Origin of the sequence: Variovorax sp. SRS16, assembly GCF_901827165.1 — a bacterium.
Taxonomy (GTDB): domain Bacteria; phylum Pseudomonadota; class Gammaproteobacteria; order Burkholderiales; family Burkholderiaceae_C; genus Variovorax.
The window spans coordinates 750,210-765,877 of record NZ_LR594667.1 but is presented as its reverse complement, the minus strand read 5'-3'; the positions used below and the strand labels follow the sequence as shown (position 1 = coordinate 765,877).

17 protein-coding genes are annotated in these 15,668 nt (G+C 61.7%); 8 read left to right on the top strand and 9 right to left on the bottom strand.

The genetic code is table 11. From position 1 onward, the window contains the following. Positions 1-31: 31 nt before the first annotated feature. The 3 genes from E5P2_RS31965 to E5P2_RS31955 form a co-directional block, all read right to left on the bottom strand. A complete protein-coding gene (locus E5P2_RS31965; RefSeq protein WP_068673658.1) occupies positions 32-280 on the bottom strand; it encodes a hypothetical protein in 249 nt (82 codons plus the stop codon). Positions 281-452: 172 nt separating this feature from the next. After that, entirely contained in the window at positions 453-1,292 is an 840-nt protein-coding gene (gene dsbG, locus E5P2_RS31960; RefSeq protein WP_068673659.1) for a thiol:disulfide interchange protein DsbG, read from the bottom strand. Between the two features lie 66 nt (positions 1,293-1,358). Continuing rightward, positions 1,359-2,411 (bottom strand): Rad52/Rad22 family DNA repair protein, encoded by a 1,053-nt coding sequence (locus E5P2_RS31955; protein WP_068673661.1) that lies wholly within the window; start codon positions 2,409-2,411, stop codon positions 1,359-1,361. A gap of 374 nt (positions 2,412-2,785) precedes the next feature. On the opposite strand from E5P2_RS31955, the gene E5P2_RS31950 reads away from it, so the two are divergent. After that, on the top strand, positions 2,786-3,247 hold the full coding sequence (locus E5P2_RS31950) for a hypothetical protein (protein ID WP_068673663.1): 462 nt from the start codon (positions 2,786-2,788) through the stop codon (positions 3,245-3,247). A 56-nt stretch (positions 3,248-3,303) separates the two neighbouring features. Beyond that, complete coding sequence (locus tag E5P2_RS31945; protein ID WP_068673665.1) at positions 3,304-3,687, top strand: hypothetical protein; 384 nt, start codon at positions 3,304-3,306, stop codon at positions 3,685-3,687. Between the two features lie 162 nt (positions 3,688-3,849). On the opposite strand, the gene E5P2_RS31940 is transcribed toward E5P2_RS31945, so the two are convergent. From E5P2_RS31940 to E5P2_RS31920, 5 genes are all read right to left on the bottom strand, one after another. Next, positions 3,850-4,701, bottom strand: a complete 852-nt coding sequence (locus E5P2_RS31940; protein WP_162571140.1) for a 3'-5' exonuclease — start codon at positions 4,699-4,701, stop codon at positions 3,850-3,852. Between the two features lie 147 nt (positions 4,702-4,848). Further along, on the bottom strand, positions 4,849-5,652 hold the full coding sequence (locus E5P2_RS31935) for a YcbK family protein (protein WP_162571139.1): 804 nt from the start codon (positions 5,650-5,652) through the stop codon (positions 4,849-4,851). Between the two features lie 88 nt (positions 5,653-5,740). Beyond that, on the bottom strand, positions 5,741-6,673 hold the full coding sequence (locus E5P2_RS31930) for a hypothetical protein (RefSeq protein WP_068673669.1): 933 nt from the start codon (positions 6,671-6,673) through the stop codon (positions 5,741-5,743). Between the two features lie 140 nt (positions 6,674-6,813). Next, positions 6,814-8,505 (bottom strand): hypothetical protein, encoded by a 1,692-nt coding sequence (locus tag E5P2_RS31925; RefSeq protein WP_162571138.1) that lies wholly within the window; start codon positions 8,503-8,505, stop codon positions 6,814-6,816. 15 nt (positions 8,506-8,520) lie between these two features. Further along, positions 8,521-9,882, bottom strand: a complete 1,362-nt coding sequence (locus E5P2_RS31920; protein WP_162571137.1) for an AAA family ATPase — start codon at positions 9,880-9,882, stop codon at positions 8,521-8,523. A 203-nt stretch (positions 9,883-10,085) separates the two neighbouring features. Here E5P2_RS31920 and E5P2_RS31915 point away from each other — a divergent pair, with 203 nt between their 5' ends. The 3 genes from E5P2_RS31915 (at position 10,086) to E5P2_RS31905 (ending at position 11,365) form a co-directional block, all read left to right on the top strand. Continuing rightward, entirely contained in the window at positions 10,086-10,337 is a 252-nt protein-coding gene (locus tag E5P2_RS31915; protein ID WP_162571136.1) for a hypothetical protein, read from the top strand. A gap of 66 nt (positions 10,338-10,403) precedes the next feature. After that, on the top strand, positions 10,404-10,655 hold the full coding sequence (locus E5P2_RS31910) for a hypothetical protein (protein WP_162571135.1): 252 nt from the start codon (positions 10,404-10,406) through the stop codon (positions 10,653-10,655). Between the two features lie 137 nt (positions 10,656-10,792). Next, positions 10,793-11,365 carry a hypothetical protein gene (locus tag E5P2_RS31905; RefSeq protein ID WP_162571134.1) on the top strand — a complete coding sequence of 191 codons (573 nt, stop codon included), beginning with the start codon at positions 10,793-10,795 and terminating at the stop codon, positions 11,363-11,365. A 19-nt stretch (positions 11,366-11,384) separates the two neighbouring features. Here the strand turns inward: E5P2_RS31905 and E5P2_RS31900 are convergent, their stop codons facing one another. Then, on the bottom strand, positions 11,385-12,218 hold the full coding sequence (locus E5P2_RS31900) for an HAD family hydrolase (protein ID WP_269475011.1): 834 nt from the start codon (positions 12,216-12,218) through the stop codon (positions 11,385-11,387). A gap of 191 nt (positions 12,219-12,409) precedes the next feature. Between E5P2_RS31900 and E5P2_RS31895 the strand changes: the two genes are divergently transcribed. The 3 genes from E5P2_RS31895 to E5P2_RS31885 all read left to right on the top strand — a co-directional run bounded on the left by E5P2_RS31895 (position 12,410) and on the right by E5P2_RS31885 (position 15,634). Further along, the gene (locus tag E5P2_RS31895; protein WP_162571132.1) at positions 12,410-13,099 is read left to right on the top strand and encodes a glyoxalase superfamily protein; all 690 of its coding nucleotides are present in this window, start codon (positions 12,410-12,412) and stop codon (positions 13,097-13,099) included. Positions 13,100-13,126: 27 nt separating this feature from the next. After that, complete coding sequence (locus E5P2_RS31890; protein ID WP_162571131.1) at positions 13,127-13,483, top strand: hypothetical protein; 357 nt, start codon at positions 13,127-13,129, stop codon at positions 13,481-13,483. Between the two features lie 1,122 nt (positions 13,484-14,605). Then, positions 14,606-15,634, top strand: a complete 1,029-nt coding sequence (locus tag E5P2_RS31885; protein WP_232076888.1) for an adenine-specific methyltransferase EcoRI family protein — start codon at positions 14,606-14,608, stop codon at positions 15,632-15,634. Positions 15,635-15,668 lie beyond the last annotated feature (34 nt).

Genomic DNA, 15,668 nt, shown 5'->3' with positions numbered 1-15,668 from the left:
CCTGGCTGGCGTTAGTCTGAGAAGGAAAGCGTCAACTTGACGGCAAACGCCTATAGAGTCGGCCCGTCTCCGTGCGAAGAAGGCCGCTTTCCTCCAGCTCGCTGACCGTGGCGCACGATTGATGTGCATCCAGGTGAGGCTCGACCGTCTCCACCTCGAAGGGCGTGAACCGGAGCCCTCCGTGATAGAGGCTGTAGCCGTCGTAGTCGTAGCCAAGGCGCATGGCCTCGAGGGCCTCGACATATCCGCCCTTGCCGTTCTTGACGAGGAACGACGTCATGGAGGTATTCCTTCCTATTGTGCTAGTTAGTGCCTTTGCGGTGTAGGGACTTCGGAGCCTGAGGGGATGATGCCCGTGCCAACGAAAAGGCCTGCCTCGAGAGGCAGGCCTTTGCAGGAAGGGCGGTCTGTGCTGGGTCCGGTTGAGCCCCATGCTCCGCGCGTGCGCCTGCTCAGCGACGGAAGCGCTGCAGCTCCGGGTCGGTGATGGCCTGTTCGGGAAGGCCAGTGATGCCTGGCAGGTCCCTCAGGCCTGGCATACCGTCGACCTTTTGCACCTTGCCCTTGGCATCCTTGTAGAAGATGCCAGGCGTACCGCTCACGCCGAGCTCGACCATGAGGCTGCTGTTTGCGTCGAGGGTTTTCTTAGCAGACATGGGGATGCTCGCCAGCGGCGTGATGCCAACCTGGTTCTTCTTCGGGTCCCAGGTGCGTTGGTGCTCTGCAAAGGCCGCGACCGGGTCCTTCGACGTGAGGAGCGCCGCGGCCTGGCCGGGCGAGTTGCCGCCAAGGATGGCCACCGGCACCCAGCGGACTTGCAGCCCAACCTTTTCGTAAGGCTGCAGGGCCTTCCAAGCAAAGTGGCAGTAGATGCAATTCGGGTCCATGAAGGCATAGATGACCGACTTCGCAGCGCTGCCTTGCGCGCCCTCGTTGATGGTTTGCGTGCTCTCCAGGCGGGACCAGAACTTGTCGTAGTCCGGCTTCGGGGCGTACTTGTCGAGGTATTGCTTCGTCAGGTCTTCGCCCTTGGCGTTGCGCAGCATGCCCGCGAGCACGACTTCACCACCCGGCGGGGTGTAAGCCACCAGGTACTTGCCGACACCTTGCGACAGAATCCAACCGGTGAGGCCACCTGCGGCGTCGAACTTGTTCTCGACCTTCATGCCGCCCTGGATGGCCAGCTGCAAGGGAGCGGGGATTGCCGCCGGCGAGGTGGGCGTCGCATCTTGTGCGTGACCGGCCGCAACGAAACCGAAGGCGAGGGCGAGGGCGATGAGGGACTTCTTCATTTGCTTGTTCAGGAAATTTCAGGGAAGTGAAAGCCCGCACCGGTTAAGGTGCGGGCCGAATGAGGGTTAAGCGGCCTTCTTGCGGGCGTTCTCTTCGTCAAGGCACTTCAGCAGCCACTTCATGGCGGTCTCGTTGACCTTCTGCTTTGCCTTGTCGCCGTCGAGGTACTTCTTCAGCACTTCATACGGGAACTTCGGCACCTTCACGAGGATGTCCTTCACGAAGCCTTCTTCAGCGTCGCTCAGGGTCAGGTGCCCGTAGTCGAAGCCTGCAACGACCTTCGCGCCGGCCGGTGCCGTGCTGGCCGTGCCGCTGTCGTTCGCAGCGCCGTTGCCAGCCGCGCTGTCGTTCGCGGCAGCGGCCTTCGAGCCGGTGTCCTGGCCTGCAGCGCTGTCAGCAAGTGCATCTGCGCGTGCGCGGCGCTCGTCGTCAGCGCTGGTGTCCGGCACCGGGGCGGAGGTCTTTTGGACCTTCGTTTCCTTGGGCTTCGTCTCGGCAACCTTGACGGATTCCGTTACGGGCGGCATTGCCTTCACCTCGGCGACCGGAGTCACCTTGGCCTCAGCAACGGGGTTGGCTTGGGCGGGGACCTCGGCTGCGGTGTCCGTCGTCTTGCTCGACGTCGCACCGGCTTGGGCCTGTGCAATGGCAGCTTCGCGGTCGGCTTCCGGCAGGAACTGCGGCGGCAAGGTCGGTGTCGACACCAGTTCGCCGTTTTCGTCCAGGTCGACCACCGGCGCCTCGAAGGCGTAGAGGTAGCGACCGATGCCCCACATCACGGCGGCGCGCTTGAAACCGTCGCTGAACGCACCCTTGATGGCGAGTTCCTTGGCGTCGTTGTCCTTGAAGCTGTCGAACTGGGCGCCGTCTTCCTTCAGGACCCAGTGGCCGTCCAGGAGAATCTTGATGCCGGCGATGACGCCAACCGAGGACGGCTTCATCGTGACTTCCCAGCCCTGGGCGCCAACGACGGCATCCAGGCGGGCCTGAACGTCGCGCGCATCGATGTAGGGGAGGGCGAGGCCGCGGCGCTCGCTTTCCTTCTTGCCGGCGCGCCACTTGATGGCCGATGCAGGGAAGAATGCCTGGAGGTTTGCGATGATTTGCTTGGTATCCATATTGCCTTTGTGTGTGTTGAACCTGTTGGGAGAAGAGAAGCTCTACCAGCCACCTATAGCTAGCGGAAGAGGACCGTCTGTCTAGAAGACGCCCTTTAAATTCGGAAAGGCTAAAAATTTGGTGGGTTGGTTGCTAGACGGTTTATCGAAACAGAGAATCTGTCGAGGAACCACCTCCGGCAACTGGGTTCGGCGCCCCTTCGCGTCCGCCCGATGCCCTTCCAGGCGCGCCTGCTGCACTGCGGACGCAACATTTCAAGCCCGGCCGGCCTGCGTGAGTTCCTCCTTCGTGGCGGAGTGGTGGGCGGTCGACCCCTAAACCTCCTAGAACGCGTCTCGGACGGTTACGAGCCGCCGCTGCTGAGTTGCGCGCCATGAACCTCAGCCATATCGTCGCCGGGCTCATCTGCCTGCATTTCCTGACCACCAGGCGCATTGCGATGCTTGCGGTGCAGTCGCTGCCCTCCACGGTCGCGCACGAGCTTTCGCATTTCGTCGTTGCGTTGCTCCTTGGCTGCCGGCCAGCGGGCTTTTCGCTCATCCCGAAGCGGGTTCGCGACAACTACTGGGAACTCGGCTCTGTCACATTCACCCCAGGAAAACTTTCGACTGGATTCGTGGCACTGGCCCCCTTGTGGGTGCTTGGCGCCGCGAGCTATTGGATTCTCTGGCTCCGCCCATCGTCCGCCGCAATAGGAGAGGAACTCCTTTGGGGGATGGTGGGTGGAATCACCGCCTGGGCGGCCATTCCTTCCTCGACGGACGTGGCGGTTGCCCTGCGGTACCCCGCTGGTACAGCGCTCCTTGCTTGCATTTGTGCGCTGTTACTGGTTTAGCCCGGGCTCCGCCCGCCAGATGAACCTCCACGGCTAACGCCTATGGAAAGACCGCAATGACCGCAACCATCGTTCGAGCAACTGAGAAGCTCACTGAAACCGACCGCCGCCGCCTTGAGAGCTTCGCACCCCTCTTTGACATCAACATCGACCGCACCGCAGCCCCGGATACGTTCGTGGACGTTCGCGTTCTTGACCGTGGCGGCTGGCGGACTTCCCGCATCCCGGCCGCGCGCCTGCATACGCGTCTCCTGGCCGAAATCTGCGCCAAGACGCTGCGCTGGGTCTACTACCCGGTGGGACAGCCCTGCCAGGAAGCGCTGCTCAAGCTCACGGATGAGCGGGTCACCCGCATCTCGGTCTTGTACCAGCAGCAAAAAACGGTTCTTCTGGACCTCAGCGCCGACACGGACGACAGCCCGGCCCTTCTGGCCGCCTAGTGAAAGAAAAACGCCGGCATTGCCGGCGTTTCGAATTGTCGCTTCAGGTGGGCTTTCGAGAGCTCCAGTCCATGCCCATGCTACTGAGGGCCACGCGCAGCTGCACGTAGTCCAGCAGCACGCCTTCAGGCTTGCCGGACGCCAAGGCCTCGTACAGAGGCTTCAGCTTGCCGCCAGTGACGAGCTCACCGTTGACTTCAACAAGTGCTTCAGCAAGCCAATGCTGCGTGTCCGCGGCCGCGAAGATGGTCGGGTCGACCAGGCGCTCGTCGATGGCCCGGCGAGCTCGAAGCTCACCTTTTTTTCGTCCGTGACAAAGGCCTTGGCGAGTTGCGGGAGCGAGACCTGGGTCTTGTTCTTGACGAACTTCGCGATGGCTTGAGCTGTCAGCTTGTCGTAGGCCCCATCGGCCTTCGGGAGAATTCGGTCGAGGACCGCCTGCATCCCGTAGAGGTCGATGATTTTGTCCAGGGTCTCCACCGTCAGGATAACGTCGGCCTTGGCCCTGTGCGCTGCGCCTTTGGGGGTCACGCCGTACATCGCGGCCACCTCGACGAGCGTTCCCTTTTTGTTTTCAGCGCACGACAGGTTCAGGTGAAGGTCCCGGACGTCGAAGACGAACTTGAACTCGTCGATGGGGAATCCGTACCGCTCGTTCATGTCTTTGACGGCATGAAGGTCGAAGGTCTTGATGTTGTACCCGGTGAGCCAGGTGTCGCCGGCCATTCGACGGTAGTCGGCGGCGTAGCGCGCACCCCAAAGCTCTTTGTCGGCGACCATGCTCTGTGTGATGCCGGTCAGCTTTTGAGCTTCACGCGAGATTTCTCGCTCGGGGTTGATGAGGTGGCTGTAGATGGCGCCGGAGTCCTTGTCAGGCCAGACCCGGAAGCCGGCAACCTCGGTGATGCCAAAGTTCGCCATGCCGCGAAAGGTGGTGCACTCCAGGTCGAAGATGTGGATGCTGCGCCCCAAGCGGGCTGCCAGCTTGATGACGTGGTTGAATGAGATTTCCATGAACAGGGGGGGTTGGTTGTCCTGTTCACGTCTAGCGATTGCCCCCGCAAGGGGCGCTGGGCGTCTCAAATGAAACGGCGCTTGCCCATAGAAACTGTCATGGCCGTCCAGCCGAAGTAGGCCTATTGGGCCCGGCCATCCGTACCCCTAGCCTTTCCAGCTGCGCAGGCGCCCTGTATCGAGGTGCACGAAGCCTCTTTGCGGGTAGAAGCCCACACCCCCGCGCTGGAAGTGCATGCCAAGTTGGCCGAGGTGGGCGACCGGGATGCGTTGCATGTAGAGGTCGACCGCGCGCCCGTAAAGGTGCATCGAGTTCTTCGCTGCTCCTTCGGACTTCAGGCCATTGTTGGTCCCAACCGTCCGGTAGCCGGAGGTGATGATGATGGGGTAGTTCCAGTTCCAGGCCTCGTAGTAGCCAAGGATGCCGCGCAGAATGTCCAGGACCGCTGGGTCCATGTAGGTCATCATCTTGGCTTTGACGTCCCGTAGCAGGTTGCAGGCGGCCCAGTAGCCCTCAGGGACCAGCTTCCCGTCGCGCCAGTAGACGATTCGCATCCGCTCGGACGTGCCTTGACGTTGGAGGTGCAGCTCGCGGGGGCGCTCCCAGAAGTCTCCTGGGATTTCGCCAATCGCAAGGCGACGCATCGCCTGTTGCCGGGGAGCCTGAGGCAGCACCAGCTCCGCCTTGCCCTCTTCGACCGCCTGCGGGGCAGGGGCGTCTTCTTTCGCGGGCTCCGAGCCCACATCCGTATTGAACACCATCGCGCTGTTTGCCGGAGGGAGGAAGCCGGCAGCGGCCGCGCCGGCGGCCGCGCGCAGGAAACTTCGACGACCTTGGTCAAGGCCTAGTTCGTCGGGGTCGGGGTGGGCGAGGCTCGCATGCGGAGCATTCGCAAGGTTGAATGCACTCGGGTCAAGCCGCGCGAGCAGGTCGGGCGGGGGAATTCGCATGCGCCGTTTAGCGCACCCGCTTTAGCCACAGAAAAGCTCCTGCAGGCAAATGCCGGCAGGAGCTTTTGAAATCAGCGGGAGCGCGGGCCTACAGCGCGAACTCCAGCTTTGCGGGGGCGAGCTCATCGCGGGGTACGAAAGTCAGCGAGATGCCAAGCTCGTCCGCCATTGCGCGCGTACGCTCGAGCTGTTCGGCCCAACGGGCCTGGAACTCGGCCGAAGGAGGCGTCGTGACGACCTCCGAGGCGCCGACTGCAGCGATGGCGCGCAAGCATTCCGAGCAGGGCATTTCAGTGACGACAGCGACGCTGCCGGTCAGCAAGGGCCGTGCCTTGTTGTAGATGGCATTGCGCACCGAGTCCTCGACCCAGAACTGTCGTTCCTCGCCGTCGTAGCGGTGGCTCGCGCCATCATTGGAGCCGCGTGGCATACCACTGTAGCCTTCGGCGAGCTGGGTGTAGGTGCCCGGTTCGAGGAAGAGCGTAGCGCCGGCGCGAGGGTCCTTGGCCAGGTTTGCTGCCAAGGAGCGTGCATGCGCCAGGTATGCGGTCAGCTTGCGGGTGTGCCGTTCTGGGTCGCCGGCGACGACGCCTCCGCGGTACGACTGCACCTTGACCCCCGTTTCTGCGAACAGGGCGAGGGCTCGCTTGAGCCCATCTGTCGGCAGTTGGGTGTACGGGAACCAGAGCTCGCTGGCGCCCACCGCAATGACGGCGCGCGCGGTGCTCATCCCCGGCACTTCGGTTGTCAGGCAAATCGAGCCTCGAAGGAGCGGGCGGACGGCATTGAAGACACCGTTTCGCTCGCCGTGCTCGAAATACTCGTATTTCAGAGGCCGCTCGTGGCGCTCGGGAGCATCGTCGTCAGCCCCACGGGGCATGCCGTTGTAGCCGGCGGTCAGGATGGTGAAATCCGTTGGGTGCAGGAACAGGGCGCCGACCTTAGTCGAACGGTCCTTGGAGAACTCTCGGGCAAAGCTTGCGGCGTGCCGCAAGTACTTGATGGCTTTGTCTTGACGCATGGTCTTTCTGGTTTGGTTTCCTTGACCGCGTATAGGGAGTTGCGCCGGCGCGGGCCCACGCCCTAAACCGGCCGCCAAGCCAGCCAGCAATCTAGAAAAAAGCCTTGCCGCGGAGCGACAAGGCTTTGAAGAAAGGCTAGCTACTTTGTCTGCGCTAGCATGGCGTCGACCAAGTCCTCTGCGCAGGTGCGCAGCACGGCCTTATCGAAGTACGCCAGGAGGCCCGCCAGGAGCGACTGGTCGAAACCCGCATAGAGGCCCCAGGTGTAAACACCCTGCGCGTGCAGTTCCGACTTCTTGATGCGGTGGTCCGTGATGTGTCCGTCCGTGTAGACGAACACGTAGTCCGCCTCCTTGCACAGCTTCATGTTTGCGCGAATGGCCGCTTCCAGCCCCTCGGCCCCAAACTCGGCACCGATTCTGGACGTGGTCTCGACCTGCATCGGAAGCTCATAGGTCTCGTGGATTGGCCCTTTTTCGACACCCGTGAGGACGACGTGTCCGGAAAGGAGCCCCTTGCGTGCCAGCTCCGAGAGCGCGGCGACCAGGATGCGTGCCTCATTGATGTGGAGGCCGTCATTCATGCCCATAGAGCCGGAGCAATCCACCACAATCACGATTTTCTTCTTGGCGCGGCCCTGCAACTCCACCTTTCGGTAGGGCGCGCGGCCGACCGCGAAGTGCCTCGCCGAAACCCGCCGCTGTGGCGTCAAGGTCGAAATATGGCGGCTCTTCGATTCGAAGAACTTCCTCAGCTTTTGGAACACCGCATCCACCCTTGACGGGTCCACGTAGTGCTCCGCGTCACCGAGAACGGTGCCTTTTTGCGACACCGGGACGTCCTTAGACGCGTCGTCTTCTGCCTCGGTGCCCTTCCCCCCGCTTCCTCGAGGTGTTTCGCCGCCCATCATGGGCTTGGCATCCTTGTCGAACTCCGCGAGTGCTTCGGGGCTCGCTTGCAGCCCCTCACCCAGTTGGAGGTCCGAAGAAATTCCCGGAAACTGGCCACTGCCAGGCGGACGCTCAGGCGGCAGGCCAAACTCGGCAATCCACGCCTTGATGATGGGCATAAGGTCCATCGAGCCGCTTACGGCGACAGCTCGCGCATAGAACAATGCAACCTTCGGCAGCCAGACCTTGAGCGCCGACTTGACGTCGGGCTCCAGGCGCAGACCCGTTGCGTCGATGGCAATGGGTCCGTCGGGCCGTCCTGCCTTCTTTGCGTTGTAGGTCCAGGCGTCGAGGTCAGCAGTCACGTCGTCCAGTGCGCCTTCGCGCTGTATCAACGCGAACAGGACGCTTTCCGGTCGGCTGTTGAAGTCGCCGTCCTCCATGAGGCGCCATTCGAACTGGTAACTTGCCTCACGGCGATACCGGTCCTCGATATACGCATCTTCGAACAGATTCCAGAGCGAGAACGGGGCCTTCATCTTCGCCAGAGCCTTCTTCGGGACCGTTAGGTCTCGAATCGTGTACAGGGCGTGTGCCCGCTCGTGGTGATAGTGGTTGGCGATGTACTTTTCTTGCAGCTCGCTCGAGAGCTTCAGCTTGACCATGTCCTTCTCGAACAGGTCCGCCCCGATGTAGATTCGATGCGGCGGCAGATGCACCCAGCATGCCGTGTCGAACGCAGGCTTCATTTTCACCACCTGCTTCTCGCCCAGCGTTATCGGGCCGAAGATTGCCGCCTGAATGGCGCGGTCGATGCATCCTTTGAAGAACTGGTCGGACAGCGTGTACCGCCGAGGTGGCGGGGGTGGCGGCGGAGGCGAAGGCGCTACCGGCGCGCCACGTGGTCGCGGGGAGAGCCCTGCGAAGGAAAGCGCGTGCATTGATAGCTCCTTTTGTTAAGGGAAGTCTTTGTCCAAAGTCGCCGTCACGAACGTCACCTGCTCTGCGACAGGTTTGCCCTCGCTGGTGCGCGCAACCCACAGAAGAATCTGCGAGCGCAGCCCCTTGACGACGTCCTCATCGACCACCGCCAGCTCGAACGCGCGAGCCATGGTTCGGGTCGTCGGGATGTTTTTCACCAGCCCGTTGTTCATCGCCTCACCCATGTGCTTGAAGAACTTGAGAGCCTTCGTCACCTCGGTAGCGGAGAGCCCGTTCTTGACCGCAATCCCCGTGAGGATGCGCTTCAGTTCAGCCTCGTTCGTGTCCTTGCGCAGCACGATGAATCGCTCGGCCAACGCCGGGTCACAGTCATCCACCGCATATTCGGAGCCCACGTTGGTGGTCGCCACGACACAGAGGTTTTCGACCGGGCATTCGAGCGTTTCTTCGCTCGCGATGCCGTCTTCCACAGATACGATTCGACCGGTGCGCAGCCGGTACACCCCGTTGTCCGGCGAGAACGCCGTCAGCAGGATGGAAAGCTCGCGATTGGGGATGCGCAGAATTTCGTCCAGCACCAGCACCGTCTTGCCCTTCTGAGCTTTGCGGAACGCCTCGGAAAGCGGTCCGTCCTTCCACACCATCTGGCCAGGGCCGTATGGCACAAGAAAGCCGAGCAGGTCGGGCGCCTCGATACCTTCGTGCCCCGGGCATTCCACGTACGGCAGCTTTCGGCTGCGCGCGAACGCGCGAGCTTCGAAGGTCTTACCTGCGCCGCGGTCACCCTCGTAGAGCACCGGCACTCGGAAGGCCAGGTCGGCAAGGGTGTAGTGCTTCGAGGACGCGGCGGCCGTTGGCGGGACGCCGCTCGCAACGGCCTTGTAGTCCGTTGCCAGCTCGGTCGCGAAGTCCGGGTTGTTCGTCTTCAGGTGAAACAGGAACGTTTCGACGTGCTTGCAAATCTTGTTGCTTCGCATCAGCCGCCAGAAGTTGCAGCCCGTCGACTCCGGCATTTTCGCGAAGCCTTCGGACATCATTTGGGCAATCAGCGTCCTCGGGTCGGAAGTTCCTTCCGCCGCCTTTTTGCAGCGCTCCTTCGCTTGCGCGTCGGTGAGGTCCTTGCCTTCGGAGAACTTGTCGCCACACCACAGGTTGTAGGTCGGCGCTCCGGCCAGTTCCCGATAGGATACGAAGACCGTGTGGTCGCCTGTCGGGGTCGTCACGCGCGCGCGGTAGGCCGCAGCCAGCGAGACGGACTTGTCGGTTATGTCTTCAAATGGGTAAAACAGCTTCTCGAGCTGGGTCACCGTGCCGTCCACGTGAGTGGAGCTGTTCACGAAGAGGTCGAGCTCGAGAGCCGTCTTGTTGTATTGCATGGTTTTCCTTGGTTATGTCCTGCGCCGTATAGCTAGCGGGGCAGGGCAGCCGAGGAAGGGTTTAGGAGAGCCCGCCGGCGGGTCCGCCAGGCTGCAGGCCGGCGGCCTAAGACCGGTCCTGAGCGCCCCTTTCGGGCGCCAATGTTCACTGGGCGAGGGCAGGGCGCTATACCTCTCAGGCCAACCAGACAAAAGGACAAGTCATGCCGAACCAAGAAAGTCAGCACTCCGATTGGCACCGCAAGGGGCATTTCGCCGTCGTGACCCCGCGGCCCCACAATGCCGTCCTCTACGACACCTTCAGCGACACGGCCTACGGCGCCCGCGCGGCCTTCGTTCGCGAGCACGCCCTCATTTGGTCGAACGCCCTGAAGAAGGGCTACACCATGGCCGAGTTCGCCAAGGCCGGTGTGGTCGTCGACACGCGCCAGGCTCAGGCCGTCGAAGAGGGCTGAGGGGCGGCGTCCCCTCCCAAGACCCAGCGGACATTGCTACAGGGAAGACCTCACGTTCACCAAACGATGCACCAAATCAACAAGCAGATATTCAAGACGCCCAGCGGAACCGTCCGCGGGATGGCCCAGCTCGAGGTCGGGCTCAAGGGCAAGACCGAGACGGTCATCAAGGCTACGTTGCTGACGGACAAGACGCCTGACATCAGCATCAAGCTGCCGTCGCGTCTCACACCCAGCGATTTGCGCGCTCTCGGCGCCGGCGTCCTGGCTTTTGCTGACAAGCTCGACGAGCTCGACGCGCTCCGGACCGCTGTCTAGATTCGTTTCGCTCATTCCAAAGCCCTGTGACCTGTTCACAGGGCTTTTTCCACGCTGGCCCGCACGAACGGTGGCGGCCGCGGGCTTGCCGCGCCGGCAGAACGGTGGGACCATCCGCGTCCCAGGAGGTACCCCTGATGCCAAACCCGACGCCATTCGTTGCCGCGAAAAAGAAGGTCCACAACCGAGGGGTCGCACCAGATGCCTTCCTGGACGAAATCGTCGCATGGGCCAAAACCGCTCCCGACGACATCTTCGCACCTCGACCGCAGCACGAAATCTATTCCGACGTTGCCCCGGTGCTCGGCCCCTTCACGCCTGGCGATATGCGCCAGAGGAGGGCGGTCATGCTTGAGGTGTTACGGGTGCTCGCCGGCTACGAGAGTTCCTGGAAGTGGACCGCAGGCGTCGATACGACGAACCCGGACTCGAACACGCCGTGCACCATCGAGGCTGGAATCTTCCAGGTCTCGGGTAACTCCATGAATTTCGACCAGTCCCTCAAGGACCTGGTGCGAGCCGCCGCCGGCACTCTCGATTGCGAGGCGTTCCAGGCAGTCACCAAGGCCAACCATGCGTTCGCCATCGAGTACTGTGCCCGGCTCCTGCGGTTCACCCTGGAGCACCACGGCCCCATCCGAGACAAGCACATCCACCAATGGCTGAGCAAGGAAGCTGTCGCCGAGTTCGAAAAGGCTCTCGCGTCTTGAAGCTTGCCCCCAGGGCGGGCTACCGCCCGCGCTGCTGCTCGGCAAACGCGTGAATGGCAGCCAGCACCTCCTCGGCGCTCGTCGCGGCCCGAAAACGGCCCGCTTCGTGCGGCGTCAAGACTTCAGGCGCCTGGCCTGGCAACAGGAATTGGATGCACAGCAGCCCCGCGTCCAAGGCTGCCCGGACACCGGGAGGGCTGTCTTCCACCGCAACGATGACGAGCGGGCCGGATTTTGTCGACAAAAACTTATCGGCCAACAGCGCGGCCCCTCGCAAATACCCCTCAGGGTGCGGCTTTGACTGCGTCACATCGTCTGCCGTCAGCACGAAGGCGAAGTGCTCGCTGGCCGGGCCCACGGCTTTGAGGTTGGCAGTCACCTGGGCAGGGATGCCGCTCGTAACCACGCCCTGGAGAGCTTTGGCGGATTCGAGCTGTCTGACCACCTCTGGTATCGAGCCTCGGGCTTCGATGCGGTGTGCTTGCGCCAGGTAGTGGTCGAGGAGCAGAGCGAGCCACTGGTCCAGCGAGAGTACCTGCTTGATTTCAGGGCGAATGCTCACCAGCCAGTGGTAGACGTTCTTGTCGCCAGCGCCGTATAGCGGCATTTGGGCCTCCACAGGCGCGCCTTCCGCTCCAGGCACGGTGAAGCGCTGTACCGTCGAGAAAGCAGCTGCGGGAATCTCGACGCCGCAGCGGCGCGCCACCGCGACCAACTTCTCCATGTGAAGTGGCTCGCTGCGCACAAGGACGCCGTCGACGTCCCAAAGGATACCTACGCCGGGGAGGGCGGGTAAGACGGGGAGGTCACTCCTGGCGGGAGCGGCTTGACGCAAAGCAGATAGTTGGGGCATGCACCGTCTAGCAAGGAGCCCCTGAAAGCCGCACCTCGCGATACACTCCGGAATAGTGGGTAGCAGCCCCGCCGTTCGCGCCTCCTCCAGGCTTGGTGAATCTGCTCTTCGAACTCTTGTCGCCACCTTGGTTTTCCCAGGCCGGCGTAATGCGAACAACGCCTGTTGATGTGCCTGGATATGGAGAAACCATGGAATTCAAATCGACGCATACGCATGACTCGCTTTACAGCCTCAAGGCTCAGGCGGAGGCATTGCAGGTGCAAGCCAACGCCTCAGGGCACCCGCTCAAGCGAGCCGACGCATTGGAGGCCGTCGCAAAGCAGAACGGCTTCAGGGACTGGAATGCGGCCGCGGCGGCCGGCAAGGCCGGAAGGCTCGTCGCAGGCTCGGATGCCGCGCCCTGGACAACCATCGACGCACCGTTGCCCCAGCTTCGGTTGCGCGTGCAACGACCAGGGGACCAGAGCCATGCAGCGGTGGTTGAGCTCATGCGTTGGGCCAAGCAATTGGATTACATCGGCGACCACGTATCGGACGACCCAGGCGTGGGCGACCTGATGGCCCACATCGGAGGTGACATCCCGTACGTGTTCGTCCGTGACCCTGGGCGATTCGAGGACGACCTGTTCCACCTTTGCGACCGGGGTTACGACGACATTGAAGGCGTGGTGTTCACGCGGGAGCAACTCGAGGAGTCGGGGGTCGTCGCATGGCAGAAGCTTCGTGGCTCCCACGACGGCGACAGGATGTTCTCAGTCGTGGACGACAACTTGCGAATGCACTCCGACCGCGTGGAGCTCAAACAAGCCGCGCGTGTTGTCGCGAGCATCGCAATGATGGCGGACCAACTGAGCGACGCGTCAAGGGCTCGCCCTTAGAGGGCCGAGCCGAACTGGACCAAAGATATGGACGATGAGAACCTAGCACTGGCCGCAGTAGCTCGCGCGGTGCACTCGCTTTCTGTTCCGGAGAAGAGGCTCCTAAGGCTTGCCCTCGAAGGGGCCCCTGGGCGGCGTATCACGCCATCGGAGTACGGTGCAAGGTTCGGGCTCAGCCAAGGCCCCGCCGCCGCGGACCTGAGAACTGCGGCTGATGGGCTGTTTGACGCAACCGTGAAGTTCCCGGGAAGCCGACCCGGCTCTTACGAGATGCGGCGCCTGCTCACTGCCTGCGACCAGAAGGGTCCGGGGTCGGTACGGCTAACCATTGCCTCTGTCGTCCGGGAGCTCCTGGTGCGAATCCCTGAGTACCTCGAGGAATAGGGGTCCGCGCGCTAGCGCGCGGAACAGGGAAGGTCGGCGTCGAATCAGCCGCCGGAGACTTCGGATAACCGGTATTTCGATGGCCAAGAGGAGTTCCGTAAGGCACTTCAGGCACTTGCGTCACTTCAGGCTCGCGAGGATTGACCCTGCGCGAAAGGGCCAGGGACCAGGCCCCCCGCTTATCGGCTATGGCCTCGGGCTACGAGCATGGCAGCTTCCTCAGCCAACCCACAGGATGCGGCAGCTGCTGCAAATTCCCTTTGGCCCGCGGTCGTGTTCGGCCACCAGCGAAACGCTGGCGGGGAGTGGTCGGGTCCTTCCAAAGACCTCAGGGCCGCCTTCCAGACATCGTCTTCCCGTAGCGAATCTGGAGCCGGAAGGGGGTCGAGGCAGTCGAGCACGTCCCCCAGCGACCCGCCACATGCAGTTGCGAGCTGCATCTCCGCTAGCTGAACCACTTCGTCCCTAGTCGCCGAAATTACCCGGTACGAGGCCCAAGGCTTGTCTTTAACGATGCACAACACTTCACGGTCCTGCATCTGCTGCATGAGCTTCCGAGCGGCGGGTTCCAGCGCCTGGCTACACCGACGGCGCTCGTCGTAGTGGTCGAGGGATTGCTTGCTAGCTCGTTGCATGCTGGAGGAATCTCGGGGTTCGGACAGGCGGGGTAGGCGGGGTAGGCGGGCCCAAAATAGTAGCCGACGAAACCACTCGAAGTCCAACCTCCTGCTTCTGATAACCGGTATTAGCAGAACTGGCGCCCCGGAGCTCAGCAGGAGCTCAGCCCTTAGTCGCGAGCTCTGCGGCGAACGTCTCGCAATAAAGGGGCCATGGTGCCGATTCCGGGGTAAGCCAGACTCGGGCTCGACCAATGGCGCCGAGGCGGAGCACGCCGGGTGAAAGGCGCAGCCGAAGGGTCACAACGGCCGTAGGTAGGACCCAAACGGGCGTTTCGCCTGCGTATAAATCGCGACCCCTAGACGCGCTATAGCCGCCGCAAGCGCGGCCCTCAACAACACCAGCACCCACAAGGATATTCACTCGTAGCACCGCCTTCTGCACAAGCAGGCGGAAAGGTCGACTCACGCTTGCTACGGGTGCTGCTCTTTCTTGGAGCAGACCTTGGCCAGTGCCAGTGCAATCCGCGCTACCAGCGCAAACAATAACTCACTCGCCGCGGCGAAACGCGCAAAAAACGACGAGTTCTACACCCAGCTTTCCGACATCGAGAAAGAGCTACGGCAGTACAAGGACCACTTTAAGGACAAGGTCGTCTTCTGCAACTGCGACGACCCTGAGTGGTCGAGTTTCTGGAAGTACTTCACGCTAAATTTCACGCATCTTCGGTTGGCCAAAGTTGTCGCGACTCATTACGCTCGAGGCGAAGTCTCCTACAAGCGTGAATACACCGGTGGCAGCGACATGGCGGGTGTCAGGACTTCCCTCGAGGGGGACGGAGATTTTCGGAGTGCTGAGTGCATCGAGTTGCTCTGCGAAGCCGACATCGTGGTGACTAATCCCCCCTTCTCCCTTTTCAGGGAATACGTCGCCCAATTGATAGAGCATCAGAAGAAATTTGTGATTATTGGCAACAATAACGCCATTACCTACAAAGACATCTTCAGGCTGCTCAGGGATGGCCAACTATGGCTTGGTCATTCTGCGAACAAGACGATGGAGTTTAAGTTGTCGGCCGACTATGAAAAGTGGGATAGGCTGGACGAAGCTGGCAACAAGTTCGGCAAGGTTCCTGCCATTTCTTGGTTCACGAATCTTCCGCACGAGAAGCGCAACGAAGAAATCATTCTTGTTAAGGAGTACCGTGGCCACGAATATGCGTACCCCAGTTATGCCAATTACGACGCCATCGAGGTGTCGCAGGTAAAGGACCTGCCAAAAGACTATTCTGGAGACATGGGCGTACCTATTACGTTCCTGGATAAACATAGCCCTCATCAGTTCGAAATAATAGGACTAGGGATTGCCAGCTCTGGGCTTGAAATTGGCGTCAAACCCTATCTAGCTGAGCACAAGGCTTATAGGAAAACCGTACAACAGAGAGGAGCGGTCGACGGCGACCTCTACATGTTGCGGGAGAGCGAGGTTGTCGTGCCGTATGCGCGAATCATCATCAGGTCCAAGACTTTATAAGAGGCTCGCCTTTAAACATTTGCCCGCAACAAAA